This window comes from Halapricum desulfuricans (assembly GCF_017094525.1).
Taxonomy (GTDB): Archaea; Halobacteriota; Halobacteria; order Halobacteriales; family Haloarculaceae; genus Halapricum; species Halapricum desulfuricans.
In genome coordinates, this window is sequence record NZ_CP064788.1 from 1,559,890 (window position 1) to 1,574,612 (window position 14,723).

Sequence of the window (14,723 nt, forward strand, 5' to 3'; positions counted from 1 at the left end):
CACACCTAACTGGCTGGCACGAGTACACGTACGAATGAGCACGGCCGTCGAACTGCAGGAGTTGCTGACCGACGGCGAAGAGATCAACATCGTCTGTCACGACAATCCCGATCCGGACTGTCTGGCGAGCGCGCTCGCGCTGGGCCGGATCGCGGCCGACGCGGGCATCGACGAACGGCATATCCTTTACAGCGGCACCATCACTCACCAGCAGAACCGGGCCTTCGTGAACCTGCTCGATATCGATATCCAGTCGTTCGACCCGGCCGCTGTCGAGGACCGTCCGGCGGACTCGTTGCTCGCGTTCGTCGACCATTCGATACCCGGCGAGAACAATCAGGTCTCCCCGGGCACACCCGTCGATATCGTGATCGACCATCACCCCGCCGAGGAGGTCGAGGCTCGATTCGTCGATCGCCGCGAGGAACTCGGCGCGGCAGCGACGATCCTTGCGGAGTATGTCCGGGCGCTCGATATCGAAGTGGATTCGACGCTGGCGACGGCGCTCATGATCGCGATTCGGTCGGACACCATCGATTTCCTCCGTGGTGCGACCCGCGCGGAATACGAAGCGGCGGGATTCCTCCAGGAGGACGTCGACGAGGAGATGATCCGGCAGATATCGTCGCCGTCGGTCTCCGGAGCGACGCTCGACGCGATCTCGACAGCGATCGACAACCGCATGACTCGGGGTGCGATTCTCATCTCTCACGTCGGCCGAACGTCCGAGCGCGATTCGCTCCCGCAGGCCGTCGACTACCTCGCACGACTGGAGGGGGTCCAGACGGCGATTGTCTTCGGCATCGTCGAGGACACGATCCACGTCAGTGCTCGATCACCGGATCCACGGGTCCACGTCGGCAACCTGCTTCGAGACGCCTTCGAAGACGTCGGCAGTGGCGGCGGCCATCACGACGTGGCCGGCGGCCAGATCCCGCTCGGCATCTTCGCCGATTACACGACCGACGACGAGCAACTGCTCGACATCGTCGAACGCGTCATCACTGATCGTCTCTCCGTGGAACTGAACATCTCCGAGGACGAGGAGACGTAGCGACCGTCGCGACTTCGAGCGTTCGCTGTGGGGGCCAGCCACTCCACCGGATCCGTACGTTCAAGAGTAGCGACGCCCCAACCTGCACTACCTGATGGGCGACTCCGACTGGGAGCAGTATTTCGGCTTCGAGCAACCCTACGAGAGCCAGGCCGACGCCATCGAGTCGGCGATCGACGTCGGAGAGCGGCAGGGCTATCTCGCGATGGAAGGTCCCTGCGGGACCGGCAAGACGATGGCCGCGCTGACCGCTGCGGCGACGCTTCTCCGGGAGCGAGACCACTACGAGACTGTCGTCGTGGTCACGCCCGTCAAACAGCAACTGGAGCAGTTCGTCGCGGATCTCCGGACGCTCAACGCCGGTCTCGAGCAGCCCCTCGCCGGCATCTCGCTGGTCGGCAAACGGGACCTCTGTCCGTACGGCCGCGAGGACGTCTTCCCCCGGGACACGAGCGTTCACGACCGATGTGAGGACCTCCGCGAGCACACCGCCGAGCTAGTCGAGAGCGACGGCGACGGGGGGTACGAGCCGCCCGCGGCGGAGGGTGCCGTCGGCGGGAACCCCGACGAGATGTGGTGGGACCCCGAGGTGGCCAGCGACCTCGCGAAAGCCGCTCGTGTCGACGCGGCCGGCCAGCGCGCGCTCGACGGCGCGCTTTCGACGGCCGGCGCTACCTCGCCCTACCGGAAGAGTCAGCCGACTGCGCCGGAGTCGATCGGTGGTGACGATCCGCCGATCTACTGTCCGTTCGAGGCCGACTGGTACGCCCGCAACCGCGCCTCCCCGATCGATTTCACGGCGGGTGAGGAGTCGGTCCTGACCGTCGAGGAGTACCTCCCGGCGGCGACCGAACGGGGCACCTGCCCGCACCGCGCGATGAGCGTGCTGGCGAAACACGCCGAGGTCGTCATCGGCAACTACAACCACCTGTTCGATCCCGATTCGCGTGCGTTACTTGCGGAGATTCTCGACGAGCGAACGTTCGTGATCGTCGACGAGGCCCACCGTCTGGAGGAGCGCGTCCGCGACCTGCTCTCGGATCGGGTCGGCTACCAGACACTCGTGCAGGCCAGAAACGACTGCAACCAGTTGCTCCAGCGCGCCCGCCAGACGGCCGACCACCGCGCGCAGGTCGAGGCCAGGCTCACCAGCCACGAGGTCAATCTCGAGGCTGTCGAGCAGGCTCGCGAGTTCTATGACGACCTGCTGGGGTGGTTCGACGATCGGATCGAGCGCGCGCTCGACGAGGAGGCCGGCCGCGAGTGGCGTACCGACCCGGAGCACCTGCCGGAGCGGGACATCGAAGTCCCCCTTCGAGACCCCGAGACCGTCGAGACCGACGAGCTGACCGAGTGGGCCACCGGCGAGGGATATACCGGCTCGCTGTGGCGCAGCCTCCCCACGATCGGTGCGGCTGTCGAGGACACGATGGATCAGCTGGGAATCGCCCGCCAGCCGGTCGCCGCCGCGGTCGGGACGATCATGGCCCGGTGGTGGGAGCGCGACCACGCGACGAAGCTCCGGGAGATCGAACTCGAGCACAGTCCGACCGACGACCGGCGGATCGACGGATGGGAGCGTGCCTACACCGCCGGGCTCGTCCTCTTCGACTGCATGCCGGCTGAGGCACTTCGAGAGATCTTCGACGCGCTCGGCGGCGGGATGCTGATGAGCGCGACCCTCTCGCCGCTGTCGGTGTTCACGACCGTCACCGGACTCGAGGCGCTCTCGGAAGGCGACGCCGACGAGAGCGGTGGCCGGCCGGTCGAGACCAGGTCGTATCCGTTGCGATTCCCCAAAGAGAACCGGGCTAGCTGGATCGTCGACGCGAGTCCGTTCACTGCGCGCAACCGCGGCGAGCCGACACAGGAGCAGGCCGCGTGGACGGACACCCGCGACGAGTACGCGCAGGTCCTCCGGGCGGTCGCACGCAGTCCGGGCAACGTCCTGATCGCGATGCCCAACTACCGGGAGGCCGCCTGGGCCGGCACGTATCTCGATTCCGTCGTCGAGAAGCCCGTCCTCGTCGACGAGAGCACGAGCAACGACGAGACGGAGACGCTCAAGCAACGGTTTTTCGACGGCGACGGGAAAGTAATCGTCACGAGCACGCGCGGGACGCTGACCGAGGGGATCGATTACGACGGGGCGAAGCTCTCGACGGCCGCGGTCGTCGGCGTGCCGCTGGTCAATGTCGGCTCGCCACGCGTGCAGTCCGTCCGGCGGGCCTACGGCGACGCCTTCGGCGAGGACAACGCCTTCGAGTACGCGCTGACGGTTCCGGCGGTCAGACGCGCCCGGCAGGCGATCGGCCGGGTCATCCGCGGGGCCGACGAGGTCGGCGTCCGGATCCTGGCCGACCGCCGCTACGTCGACGGTGCACGACACAGCGTCAACGGCCACCTCTCGCCGGCAGAACGGGACGAGTTCGTCAGGATGACGCCTGACTTCCTCTCGGGGAAGATCGAGCGCTTCTGGTCGGATCGGGAGTGATGACTGCTGTAAAGCAAACAGGGGCGTCAGCGATTTCACGGGTGCGCCCCCAGTGTCGGAGTGATGAGCGATCGAGCGCGTGCGTCGGTGACCGTCACCGGCGTCGTCCAGGGCGTCGGCTTCCGGCCGTTCGTCTACCGGACGGCCGTCGGCAACGACCTCGGCGGCTGGGTGAAAAACACCGGCGACGCCGGCGTCGAGATCCGTCTCGAAGGCGGTCGCGAGGGGGTCGAGTCGTTTCTGGACCGACTGCACACCGACCCGCCGCCGCTGGCTCGCGTCGAGACCGTCGACGTGACGTGGGGCGAGCCGGTCGGCGAACGGGAGTTCGAGATCGTCGCCTCCAGCGACGGCGGCGGTGGCTCGGGGACGATCCCGCCGGACACGGCGATGTGCGACGCCTGTCTGGAAGACATGCGCGATCCGGACTCGCGCTATCACGGCTACTGGGCGACCTCGTGTGTCGACTGCGGGCCGCGCTACACCGTGATCCGATCGCTGCCCTACGATCGACCGACGACCTCGATGGACGCGTTCCCGATGTGCGAGGACTGCCGCGCGGAGTACGAGGAGCCGGCCGACCGACGATACCACGCCCAGACGATTGCCTGTCCGAACTGTGGCCCGTCGCTCGAACTGCTCGATGCGGACGGCAATCGACTGGCCGGCGACGAGAGGGCGATCGAGGCGGCCTGCGACCGACTGACCGAGGGCGACCTCGTCGCGATCAAGGGCATCGGCGGCGCGCATCTGGCCTGCGACGCGACCGATCCGGCCGTAGTCGAGCGACTGCGCGAGCGGACCGGCCGTCCGGAGAAACCCTTCGCCGTGATGGCTCCCGACATCGAGTCCGTCGAAGCGTTCGCGTCAGTCACGACGGCCGAGCGCGACGCCCTGACGGACACGCGCCGACCGATCGTCCTGCTCGAAGCAGACGGCGACCAGCCGTGGCTCGAGGCGGTCTCGCCGGGTCTGCACACCGTCGGCGTGATGTTGCCCTACGCTGGGCTGCACCACCTCCTGTTCGATCACGTCGAGGGGCCGCTAGTGATGACCAGCGCGAACATGCCGGGCGCGCCGATGGCGACGACGACCGAAGGGATCCTCGACGACCTCGGGGGTGTTGTCGAGGCCGCGCTGGTCCACGACCGGGAGATCGTCGCCCGCTGTGACGACAGCGTCGTCCGGTTCGCGGACGGCCAGCGCCGGTTCGTCCGCCGGTCGCGCGGCTGGGTTCCACAGCCGGTTCCGCGGTGGCCCGCCGTCGACTCTGCCGGTACCGATCTACCCGATTCCGGCAGCGCCGACCCGCCGGACGTGCTCGCGCTCGGCGCGGAGTTCGACGCGACGGTCGCGCTCACGCACGGCGAGCACGTGTATCCCTCGCAGTACATCGGGGACGTCGACAGCCCCGAGACGCTGTCGTACCTGACCGAGACGGTCGAGCACCTCCAAGAATTGCTCGGCATCGACCCCGACGTCGTCGCCTGTGACCGCCACCCGGACTTTCTGACGACCGAGCAGGCCGAGCGGTACGCCGATCGGGACGGTCTGGCGGGACCGATCGCGGTCCAGCACCACCACGCCCACGCCGCCTCGCTGCTGGCCGAACACGAACGCCAGCGGGCGATCATCGTCGCCGCCGACGGCACCGGATACGGACCTGACGGGACGATCTGGGGCGGGGAAGTGCTCGACGCGAGGCTCGACGACTACGATCGTGTCGGCGGACTGGCCCCGTTCCGACTCCCCGGCGGTAGCGCCGCAGTCGAGTCGCCGGCCCGGATCCTCGCCGACCTGCTCGACGATCCGGATCGGATCGATGACCTGCTCGTCGAGCGCGGCGTCGTCGATCGGCCCTCGGACGCCGCGACGATCCGCGCACAGGTCGACCGTGAGGTCAACAGCCCGGTGACGACCAGCACGGGGCGGGCGCTGGACGCGGTGAGCGCGCTGCTGGGCGTCTGCTCGGAGCGAACCTACGAGGGCGAACCGGCGATGAAACTGGAATCGGTGGCGGCCGGGGGTGACCCGATCGACATGCCCGTCCCGCGGACGACCGTCGAGGGGCGGCGGGCGGTGGACGTCGCCGCGCTCGTGCGACGACTCGACAAAATTCGGGACGACCACGCCCGGACGGACCTCGCCGCGACGGCACAGGCGGTCCTCGCTCGCGGGCTGGCAGACGTCGCGATCGAGGCGGCGACCGACCGCGGCGTCGACGCGGTGGGGTTCACCGGCGGTGTCGCCTACAACGATGCGATCTCCCGGGCGATCCATGAACGGGTCGCCGACGCGGGGCTGGCGTGGCTCGGCCACGAACGCCTGCCCCCGGGTGACGGCGGCATCGCGGTCGGACAGGTGGCCGTCGCGACGGCCCGACAGCGGTAGATTCTCAGATCTGTTAATTGGGGAGGTTCCTTTATATCCGGTGAAGATAATTTTCCGATAGAACACGCGAATCACGGACACGGTGGCAGGGTCGCGCCGCCGCGTCCGCGCGTGGACGAGCCAACCATGAAACTGAAGCAACTGTTCACGGACGACGACGCGGTGAGCCCGGTGATCGGCGTAATCTTGATGGTCGCGATCACGGTAATCCTCGCGGCCGTCATCGCGACGTTCGTGCTCGGACTCGGCGAATCGGTCAGTAGTACGGCCCCACAGGCGAACTTCCAGGAGGATTACCAGGCCAATGGTTCTCTGAGCGCCGACATTGAACTCAATAGTAGCACTGCCGACGGCGTCTTGACGATCACTCACACCGGCGGTGACGGCATCGCCGCGGAAAACCTCTACATGGCAAACGGATCAGAGCGTAAACGTTGGACTGCTAATGACACGTACGATGTAGAAGACGAGATCAGTGCAGGGAATTCGATCACGGCCCACGTGAACAACGATACTACTATTCGTGTTATCTGGTCGGACGACAGCGAGGGCACGTCCGCGGAACTGAGCAAGTGGACTGGTCCTAACGCATAGGCGCGCTTCGTCTTCGAAGCCGATTCGAGGCGAGCGATTTCGTGGTAGCACACTTCCGCAGTGTTTTCAGATCCGTTAACCGCAGACGGCTCTTTATATGTGCTGAAGCCAATGTACTGGTAGGGCGCGCATATAAGTGACGGCGAAATAGAAAATACGTGCATACTCTCGCCGTCGCATCCGCGCGCAAACACTCAAAACTATGAAACTCAAGCAACTGTTCACAGACGACGACGCGGTGAGCCCAGTGATCGGCGTGATCCTGATGGTCGCGATCACGGTAATCCTCGCGGCCGTCATCGCGACGTTCGTGCTCGGACTCGGAGAGTCGGTCAGTAGTACTGCTCCGCAAGCGAATTTCCAGGAAGACTACAGTGAGACAAACGACACAGATGACTTCAGCGTGGATCCAAATGAAAGTCTCAACACAGGCAATCTCACGGTCACTCACACTGGTGGCGATAAGATATCCGCTGATAATCTCTACATGACTGGTAGCAGTGAGGACACCCAAGACCGGAGGAGTTGGAGCAGCGCGATTAGTAATACACATGTTACTGCTGGAACATCCGTTAACTATGCTGTCAATACAGGCGATACCGTCCGCGTGATCTGGTCGGACGACAGCGAGGGCACGTCCGCAGAACTGAGCAAGTGGACCGGTCCTGACGCGTAGAGCGTCGACACTTCGCGTTCAATTTTCATCGAAAACAGAAAACACCGCCAGTTAGTCGTCCGCGAGCGACGACTGGATGACGGGCCGTTCGACCTCGCGGTCGGTCGCCTCGCCGTCGATGTCGTAGGGATACTCCCCGGTGACACAGCCCAGACAGAGGTCGTCACGCTCCGTCTCGAGCGTCGCCGCGATCGCGTCGATCGAGAGATACGAGAGGCTATCGGCCTTGATTTCCTCGCGGATCTCCTCGACAGACTTGTCGGCGGCGATGAGTTCCTCACGGGTGGCCATGTCGATCCCCATGTAACAGGGCGCGACGATCGGCGGCGCGCCGATCCGGACGTGCACCTCCTCGGCCCCGGCGTCGCGCATCAGTTCCACGAGCTGGGTCGAGGTCGTCCCGCGGACGATCGAATCGTCGATCAGCGTGACGCGCTTGCCCTCGACGGTGGTCTTGATCGGGTTGAGTTTCAGCCGGACCGCCCGCTCGCGCTCGTCCTGGGTGGGCATGATGAACGTTCGACCGACGTAGCGATTTTTCATCAGCCCCTCCGCGAAGTTGACGTCCGCCCCGGCGTCCTGGGCGGCCTCGGCGTACCCCGAGGCGAAGGCCCGACCGGAGTCGGGGACCGGCATGACGACGTCGGTGTCGATGCCCGTCTCCTCGTAGAGCCTGCGTCCGAGTTCGCGCCGCGCGTCGTAGACGAGCGTACCGTCGATGTTCGAGTCCGGACGCGCGAAGTAGACGTGCTCGAAGAAACAGTGAGCCGTCGAGTCGGAATCGACCAGCTGGTAGGTGTCGTAGCCCGTCCCGTCGGGGTGGAGCACGACTAGCTCGCCCGGTTCGACGTCGCGGATCGTCTCGCCGTCGAGCGTGTCGATCGCCGCCGATTCGGAGGCCAGCACGTAGCCGTCCTCGAGTTCGCCGATGACCAGCGGGCGGTTGCCCTTCGGATCGCGAACGCCGAGCACGGTGTCGTCGTGCATGATCGTCAGCGAGTACGAGCCGTGGATCCGCCCCATCGTTCGCCTGACGGCGCGAACGAGGTCTTCTTCGAGCAGGTTGCGCGCCAGATCGTGGGCGATGACCTCGGTGTCCCCGTCCGAGGTGAACGCGTGGCCGAGCGCGGCCAGTTCGTCGCGCACCTCGTCGGCGTTGACGAGGTTGCCGTTGTGACTCAGACCGAGCGATCCGGACTTGAACGACACCGAAAACGGTTGTGCACAGCTCTTGTCGAGCGCGCCGGACGTGGGATACCGGACGTGGCCGATCCCGTTCGCGCCGTTGAGCCGACCGAGATCGCCCTCGTCGAAGACGTCGCCAACCAGTCCCGTCTCGACGTGGCTGTGCTGCTGGAACCCGTCGTGCGTGACGATACCAGCGGCTTCCTGGCCACGGTGCTGGAGCGCGTACAGCGAGTAATACAGCGGCCGGGCGGCGTCACGATCCTGCAAGGAGATGCCGACAACGCCGCACTTCTCGTGCATCGTCCCTTATTCGCCGGCTTTACTCTGCCACTCGTAGTCCCGTCGCTTCGCCGACTTGCCGAAGCCACAGGACGCACAGACGCCTTTCTTGACGTGATAGGATTTGTTTCCACACCGTCGACACTTGACATGTGTGGTCTTGTTCTTTTTACCCTGGCTCGGAGTTCCTTTGCCAGTCATGGACTAATTGTGACGACGTTATCGCCGCGTATAATCGTTGTGTCTTCGCCGTCCTCGATGACGAGGTTCATGTGCTGGTCGTACCCGGCGAGTTCACCGGTGTAGACCTCGCCGTCTTTCAACTGTACCGTTACGGTCTCCTCGAGCGACGCTTCGAGCACGTCGAGCGGTCGTCCACTCATAGTCGTATGCGCAGACCTCGCAATCTTAAACGTGTCGGGTCGCCCGCGCTGACGCGTCGAGACTGATACTGCCGGCTGTAACAAACTGAAGGAATTCGCCACCCCGGGGTGGCGAATATCTTTACGAACTTACAGCCGGCAGTATGACATTCCGTCCGACCGGAGCGGCGATCCAAGCGCTTTATTCTCTCGATACGAAAGCCACGTCCGTGGGCCTGTACGACCGCTATCTCGCCACGCGCATCCGCTGGAGCGACGCGTCGCTCCCCGAATCGATCGCCGTCGTCCTCACTGAGCGGGACCTCCTCGAGAAGGGGGCTTACGAGACGCTTGAGCGGTGCTGGCGCTGGGCGTTCGAGTACGGGGCAGCGCACGTTCTGGTGTATGTCAGTGTGCTCGACGAGGAGGTCGTCCCGACGTTACAGCGCCAGTTCGGCGACGTGGACGCCCCCTGCCCCATCGCTGTCCGCGGCCCCGGCGACGACCGGCAGGCCGACGCGCCGATCCAAGTGAGCATCGGGCTGGGCGGCAAACACGAGTTCGCGACCGCAGTCCAGGGACTGGCCGAGGAGGTCGCGGACGGCGAACTCGATCCCGAAGACGTCGACGAATCGGAGATTGAGAAGCGACTGGTCTTCCCGACTGCCCCGGACCTGGTCGTCAAGACCGGTGCCGAACGGCTCTCGGATTTCATGATCTGGCAGTCGGTGTACTCCGAACTGTACTTCACCGACGTGAACTGGCGCGACTTCCGCAAGCGGGACTATCTGCGAGCGCTGCGGGACTACCAGGCTCGACAGCGTCGGTTCGGTCGGTGATCGACCCTCCACCGCGATAGTCGGGCGCATCCGGACGCTTTTGTCCCGGCCGGCCCCAGCGAGACGCATGGACGTACTCGGCGACCTCGTGAGCCCCGAACGCGGCGACGACCGGCTGTGGATTCACCGCCCGGGGCCGCGAAGCCGTTCCTGGAGCGGCGAGCAGTTCCGCGTCGACGCCTGGAAAGCCAGCAACCTCCTGCGACACTACGGAGTCCGAGAAGGAGCGACGGTCGGACTGCTCAACGGCGACGGGCCCCCGGATCCGCAGGCGCTGATCGCGCTGTTCGGCGCGTGGACGCTCGGGGGGACTGTCCGGCCGAATCCTGTGGACATGGACGGCGTCGACGTGGTCGTCGGGCCGACTGACGCTCTCGACGGCCGGGACCTGCCGCCCGGCTGCAAGGCGATGGGGTTCGGTCGCCCGCCCGACGATCCGACGGTCGCGCACTTCGAGGGCGAGCGCTGGAGCGAGAATCCAGTGCCGTTTCCCGCCGACGTTAAGCCGTCCGATCGAGCGCTGCGGACGGATGACGGCGAATACACACACGCGGAGCTGCTGGCGGACGGCGAGCAGGCAAGCGAGAAGTTCGGTCTCGGAGCGGACGACATCGTGGCGCTTCGCGCGTCCCTTTCGGACGCCGGGGCCGTCGTCGCCGGCGTGCTCGCGCCGCTGCTTTCGGGTGCGACGATCACGCTGGGCGACGAAGCGACGATAACAGTGACAGGGGACGACGGGACAGCCACTGTGTCACGCTAGTCGCGCGGGCGGACGTAGTTCGCCAGCGTCACGAGCGTCCCGAGGATCCAGCCGACGGGAACCGCGATCCCGAACCACATGGCGACGTAGGCGATGCCCTCCAGGTCGTAGTTGTTCCGGAGATACGCGTTGATATCACCGATAGTCAGGAGGTTGTCGAGCAGCCACTCCGCCAGCGACTCGCTCTGCGGGAAGACGACCGCAGCGAGTTGCTGAGAGTACAGCGCGGCCACGACAGGGGGGAGAAAGATCGCGGTGATCGCCAGCGGATAGGAGACGAGGACCGTCGACGCGCGACCGCCGACTCGACTGGTGACAACGGCGAGGGCGGCCGAGGCAGTTGCGACCGCGCCCGCGGCGACGACGGCGATGACGCCGGCCGTGGTCATCTCGAGCTGGAAGCGCGCAAGCGCGGACAGCGCGCCCCAGACCACGACGGAGACGACGACCACGCCGAGCACGCCGATCCGGGTGGCCGCCGAGTCGAGCTTGCTCGCCTGATAGCGCAGTACGTACCCGAAAAGCACCAGCGGATAGAGCAGACCGACGAGGGGTGCGCCGAGTCCGGCCCACAACCAGTAAGCGATCCGGCTCCCCGTCGTCTCGGGACGCCACTTGCCCAGAACCGTCTGTTCGGCGTCGAGCTGGCGCGGATAGATCAGTTCCATCCAGGTCTCGTGGAGGCGCTTGAGGTCGATCCGGATCGCCCCGGCGAGACCCGTCCGATTGGCGGCCGACATACGCACCGGTTCGATCGCCCGCTGGTTAATAGTTATCAGTTTCCGTCCGGCGGGACGTGAGCGCCTGCTTGAGGCGCGAATGTCGCCACCGGAGCACGAACGCCGTCACCAGGGTGCGAACCCGGGGTCGACCTTTCGGCGCGTCCGGTCGATGCTGTCGATCTGCCGGAGATCCGCCTCGTCCAGTTCCAGCGTCAGACTCTCCCAGTTGTCCTGGATGTGTGCCTCGCTGGTCGCTTTCGGGATCGCCGTAACGTCGTTTTCGCGCAGCCACGCCAGACTGACCTGCGCCTCGCTGACGCCGTGTTTCTCGGCGATTTCGGAGAGAACGTCGATTTCGAAGACATCACCGCGAGCAAGCGGCGAGTATGCGACGATCTCGATGTCGTGTTCGCGGCCGTATTCGCGCAACTCGCGCTGCTGGAGCATCGGGTGGGTCTCGACCTGATTGGCGAAGATCGGCGCGTCGAGATGCTCGCGCGCCTCGTCGATGTGACGCGGCTCGAAATTGCTCACGCCGATGTTCCGGATGGTCCCCTCCTCGTAGAGTTCGTCGAACGCCTCTAGCGTCGATCCGGGCTCGTAGGTACGCGACGGCCAGTGGACGTACAGCAGGTCGAGATAGTCGGTGCCGAGCCTGTCGAGGCTCTCCTGTGTCGTCTCGAGGACGTCCTCGTAATCGAGGTTCGAGATCCAGACCTTCGTCGCGAGGAAGATCTCGTCGCGGTCGACATCCGCGGCGGCGATCCCGTCGCCGACGGCGCCCTCGTTGCCGTAGGCCTGTGCGGTGTCGATGTGGCGATACCCCATCTCCAGGGCCGTCCGGACGCTATCGGCACACTGGTTTGGGTCCTCGTTCTCCCAGGTACCGAGACCGAGCATCGGCATTCCATGCGCACGCGGTACGCTCTCGGGTGTCAGTTCAGTAGATGTCATCGTTTCAAACGAGGGGTTCGGCGCTTTAAATCGTTCTGAAGCGTGCGGCGATCTATCATGAGAGGCGGCCGCATGTCGGGCGCGATCAGTACTTCGGCTCGGCCCCGACGCGGTCGTAGAACCGATCCATAAACTCGTCGCGCTCGCGCCGCCAGTGTTCGAACTCGGACGGTGTCGTGGGGAACTGATCGTAGATCGATTTGAGTTCGTCGGCCATCGCGTTGACCCGGTAGGCGTCGTACAGCGTCCCCCAGTGGCCGATCGTCGAGACGGCGAGTTCGAGTTTGCCGAGCAGTCCCATCGATGCCGTGCCCTCCTTGCCGAGGACGTCGATCAACTGCTGGGCCGGAAGCGACGCGATCACGTCGGTCAACTCGTCGATCGAGTGGGCGGTCCCGAAGACGTTGTACAGGTCCATCGCGGCGAAGCGCTTGCCGAAATCCGTCTGGATCCGGTGGTTGTACTTCCAGAGCGTCTCCTCGTCGGTCGTCTCCTCGACGACGGCGTCGGCTGCGACCTCGCCGGCCCAGTGACCGGCCGTTGCCGCGCCGGGGATGCCGCCGCCGGTCGTCGGGTTGACGTGCGCGGCGGCGTCCCCGGCCGCAAGATAGCCCGGCGCGACCGCAGAGTCGTACGGTCGCCGCGTCGGCAGTGCCGCCCCGAGCTTGTCCTCGACGGTCGCGCCCGCGAACTCGGGTCGCGTCCGGAGATCCTGACGGAGTGTCGCCACCAGTTGCATCGGCTCCTCGGTCATCTGAAAGCCCAGGCCGACGTTGATTTCGGTCCCCGTCCGGGGGAAATACCACAGGTATCCCAGCTGTTCGGTCGGCTTGAACACCAGCGCGTCATCGTACTCGACGGGTTCGTCCACCTGAAGGACCTCTCGGTAAGCCGAACAGAAGTGGGTGTGATCGACGTTCGTCTCGAAGGTCGCCTCCGAGAAGTCGGCCCTGTCCTGCAGTATCGACAGTGCCCCGGCCGCATCGACCGTCATCGGCGCCTCGTAACGGCGCTGTGTGTCGTTCCGTGCCGCGACGACCCCCTCGACGACACCGTCGCGCTGAATGACGTCCTGCACGACGGTGTCGTAGTGGATCGTCACGCCGGCACGGTCGGCCTCCTCTAGTAGGACCTCGCCGTAGCGCTTGCGATCAAGGATCGCACCCGACTGGTCGCCGAACGAGTATTCGATTCGCTCGCCGTCGGGTAGTTCGAACAGCGCCCGACGGACCGCGTCGTTGGTGACCGACTCCGCACGGAGGTGTTCCCGGTCGATCACGTCCGGGAACGTGCTCGCACCCTTGATCGCGTCGCCACAGGCGATGTGGCCGCCCTCGTCCTCGGGTTTCCGCTCCAGTAGTGCAACGTCCAGGCCCTCCCGGGCGGCGGTCGTGGCGGCGAACGCGCCGGCGGTACCGCCCCCGACGACTATCACGTCGAACTGTTGGCCACTCATCGCCGTCGCGTTCGACACGACGTACCAAAAGACTGTCGTGAACGTACGATCAGGTTATCGGAGTTTCCGTCTCTCGGCGACACCGCGTTTCGACCAGAGATGACTGTCAACATCCATTGGGTATTTTATATTTGCAGCGAGATAGGTATGGCATGGTCCCAGATCCGACGTTCGAGGTGAAAGCCACGGGAGAGTCCGGGAACGCGCTCGTCGTGGGCCTGTCACATTTCGGGATGGCAGGGCTCTCGGCCGTGGATTATCTCGTCAGACACACCAACGCGGAACAGATCGGGCACATTTTGCCGGACGAGTTCCCGGCGATTGCGCCCTTCCAGAACGGCGAGCCGCGCCACCACACCCGGCTCTATCACCTCGCGGACGCGGACATCACCGTCCTGGTTGGCGAGCTGTTCGTCCCCGTCTGGGCGGCTCACGAGTTCACCGAGACGATCATGGAGTGGGTCGGCGCCGAATCGATCGAGGAGATCGCGGTGCTACACGGCGTCCCCTACCCGCACGGCCCGGACGAACACGACGTGTTCCACGTTTCGACACCCGCCTATCGCACGCGCCGGCTTGCGGAGACCGAAATCCAGCCGCTCGGCGGGGGTCTCCTCGACGGCGTCGCGGGAGAGATCGTCACTCGCAGCCTCGACGACCGCGCACCCCCTGCCGGGGTGTACGTCACGCCGGCGCATCCGCCCGGTCCCGACCTCGACGCCGCGATCCTGTTGCTGGACGCGCTGCAGGATCTCTATGACATCTCGATCGACGAGGCAGAGCTGAAACAGCGCTCTGAAGAACTCAAGCAGTACTACACCGAACTCTCCGAACGGCTCCAGTCGATCAGCGAGGCTGAACAACCGTTCGGAAGCCGGGAGTATCCTGACGACCGCATGTTCATGTAACACCTCGTTTTCTCGTCGGGTCCGCTCGCTCCGCTCGCGAACCGCT

General features: G+C 65.3%; 14 protein-coding genes. 8 read left to right on the forward strand and 6 right to left on the reverse strand.

Features of this window, described 5'->3' with window-relative positions; genetic code table 11:
* Positions 1-34 precede the first annotated feature (34 nt).
* From HSR122_RS08060 to HSR122_RS08080, 5 genes are all read left to right on the forward strand, one after another.
* Positions 35-1,054, forward strand: coding sequence for a DHH family phosphoesterase (locus tag HSR122_RS08060; protein ID WP_229109071.1), 1,020 nt, complete (start codon positions 35-37; stop codon positions 1,052-1,054).
* Between the two features lie 94 nt (positions 1,055-1,148).
* Complete coding sequence (locus HSR122_RS08065; protein ID WP_229109072.1) at positions 1,149-3,548, forward strand: ATP-dependent DNA helicase; 2,400 nt, start codon at positions 1,149-1,151, stop codon at positions 3,546-3,548.
* A 63-nt stretch (positions 3,549-3,611) separates the two neighbouring features.
* Entirely contained in the window at positions 3,612-5,939 is a 2,328-nt protein-coding gene (hypF, locus tag HSR122_RS08070) for a carbamoyltransferase HypF (RefSeq protein ID WP_229109073.1), read from the forward strand.
* 126 nt (positions 5,940-6,065) lie between these two features.
* Positions 6,066-6,533 carry a type IV pilin gene (locus tag HSR122_RS08075; RefSeq protein ID WP_229109074.1) on the forward strand — a complete coding sequence of 156 codons (468 nt, stop codon included), beginning with the start codon at positions 6,066-6,068 and terminating at the stop codon, positions 6,531-6,533.
* Between the two features lie 202 nt (positions 6,534-6,735).
* Positions 6,736-7,209: a type IV pilin gene (locus HSR122_RS08080; RefSeq protein WP_229109075.1), complete on the forward strand. Its 474-nt coding sequence runs from the start codon at positions 6,736-6,738 to the stop codon at positions 7,207-7,209.
* Between the two features lie 51 nt (positions 7,210-7,260).
* On the opposite strand, the gene purF is transcribed toward HSR122_RS08080, so the two are convergent.
* From purF to HSR122_RS08095, 3 genes are read right to left on the reverse strand one after another with little or no spacing between them, the layout of a single operon-like run.
* Positions 7,261-8,697, reverse strand: a complete 1,437-nt coding sequence (gene purF / locus HSR122_RS08085) for an amidophosphoribosyltransferase (RefSeq protein ID WP_229109076.1) — start codon at positions 8,695-8,697, stop codon at positions 7,261-7,263.
* A 6-nt stretch (positions 8,698-8,703) separates the two neighbouring features.
* The gene (locus tag HSR122_RS08090) at positions 8,704-8,877 is read right to left on the reverse strand and encodes a 50S ribosomal protein L37e (protein WP_229109077.1); all 174 of its coding nucleotides are present in this window, start codon (positions 8,875-8,877) and stop codon (positions 8,704-8,706) included.
* The gene (locus tag HSR122_RS08095; protein ID WP_229109078.1) at positions 8,874-9,059 is read right to left on the reverse strand and encodes an LSM domain-containing protein; all 186 of its coding nucleotides are present in this window, start codon (positions 9,057-9,059) and stop codon (positions 8,874-8,876) included. The genes HSR122_RS08090 and HSR122_RS08095 overlap by 4 nt, the downstream gene beginning before the upstream one ends.
* A gap of 209 nt (positions 9,060-9,268) precedes the next feature.
* Here HSR122_RS08095 and HSR122_RS08100 point away from each other — a divergent pair, with 209 nt between their 5' ends.
* Entirely contained in the window at positions 9,269-9,877 is a 609-nt protein-coding gene (locus HSR122_RS08100) for an undecaprenyl diphosphate synthase family protein (protein ID WP_229112196.1), read from the forward strand.
* 67 nt (positions 9,878-9,944) lie between these two features.
* Positions 9,945-10,637 (forward strand): acyl-CoA synthetase family protein, encoded by a 693-nt coding sequence (locus HSR122_RS08105; RefSeq protein ID WP_229109079.1) that lies wholly within the window; start codon positions 9,945-9,947, stop codon positions 10,635-10,637.
* Here HSR122_RS08105 and HSR122_RS08110 read toward each other — a convergent pair.
* The 3 genes from HSR122_RS08110 to HSR122_RS08120 form a co-directional block, all read right to left on the reverse strand.
* Entirely contained in the window at positions 10,634-11,377 is a 744-nt protein-coding gene (locus HSR122_RS08110; protein WP_229109080.1) for a hypothetical protein, read from the reverse strand. The genes HSR122_RS08105 and HSR122_RS08110 overlap by 4 nt on opposite strands.
* A gap of 105 nt (positions 11,378-11,482) precedes the next feature.
* Entirely contained in the window at positions 11,483-12,313 is an 831-nt protein-coding gene (locus HSR122_RS08115; RefSeq protein WP_394355520.1) for an aldo/keto reductase, read from the reverse strand.
* Positions 12,314-12,398: 85 nt separating this feature from the next.
* Entirely contained in the window at positions 12,399-13,769 is a 1,371-nt protein-coding gene (locus HSR122_RS08120) for a geranylgeranyl reductase family protein (RefSeq protein ID WP_229109081.1), read from the reverse strand.
* Positions 13,770-13,921: 152 nt separating this feature from the next.
* Between HSR122_RS08120 and HSR122_RS08125 the strand changes: the two genes are divergently transcribed.
* Positions 13,922-14,677 (forward strand): proteasome assembly chaperone family protein, encoded by a 756-nt coding sequence (locus HSR122_RS08125; RefSeq protein ID WP_229109082.1) that lies wholly within the window; start codon positions 13,922-13,924, stop codon positions 14,675-14,677.
* The last annotated feature ends 46 nt before the right edge of the window (positions 14,678-14,723 follow it).

Coding starts and splice junctions, on each gene's coding strand:
- hypF (WP_229109073.1), top strand. CDS start 3,612: ATGAGCGATCGAGCGCGTGCGTCGGTGACCGTCACCGGCGTCGTCCAG.
- HSR122_RS08110 (WP_229109080.1), bottom strand. CDS start 11,377: ATGTCGGCCGCCAATCGGACGGGTCTCGCCGGGGCGATCCGGATCGAC.
- HSR122_RS08125 (WP_229109082.1), top strand. CDS start 13,922: ATGGTCCCAGATCCGACGTTCGAGGTGAAAGCCACGGGAGAGTCCGGG.
- HSR122_RS08090 (WP_229109077.1), bottom strand. CDS start 8,877: ATGACTGGCAAAGGAACTCCGAGCCAGGGTAAAAAGAACAAGACCACA.
- HSR122_RS08080 (WP_229109075.1), top strand. CDS start 6,736: ATGAAACTCAAGCAACTGTTCACAGACGACGACGCGGTGAGCCCAGTG.
- HSR122_RS08075 (WP_229109074.1), top strand. CDS start 6,066: ATGAAACTGAAGCAACTGTTCACGGACGACGACGCGGTGAGCCCGGTG.
- purF (WP_229109076.1), bottom strand. CDS start 8,697: ATGCACGAGAAGTGCGGCGTTGTCGGCATCTCCTTGCAGGATCGTGAC.
- HSR122_RS08120 (WP_229109081.1), bottom strand. CDS start 13,769: ATGAGTGGCCAACAGTTCGACGTGATAGTCGTCGGGGGCGGTACCGCC.
- HSR122_RS08060 (WP_229109071.1), top strand. CDS start 35: ATGAGCACGGCCGTCGAACTGCAGGAGTTGCTGACCGACGGCGAAGAG.
- HSR122_RS08095 (WP_229109078.1), bottom strand. CDS start 9,059: ATGAGTGGACGACCGCTCGACGTGCTCGAAGCGTCGCTCGAGGAGACC.
- HSR122_RS08105 (WP_229109079.1), top strand. CDS start 9,945: ATGGACGTACTCGGCGACCTCGTGAGCCCCGAACGCGGCGACGACCGG.
- HSR122_RS08065 (WP_229109072.1), top strand. CDS start 1,149: ATGGGCGACTCCGACTGGGAGCAGTATTTCGGCTTCGAGCAACCCTAC.
- HSR122_RS08115 (WP_394355520.1), bottom strand. CDS start 12,313: ATGACATCTACTGAACTGACACCCGAGAGCGTACCGCGTGCGCATGGA.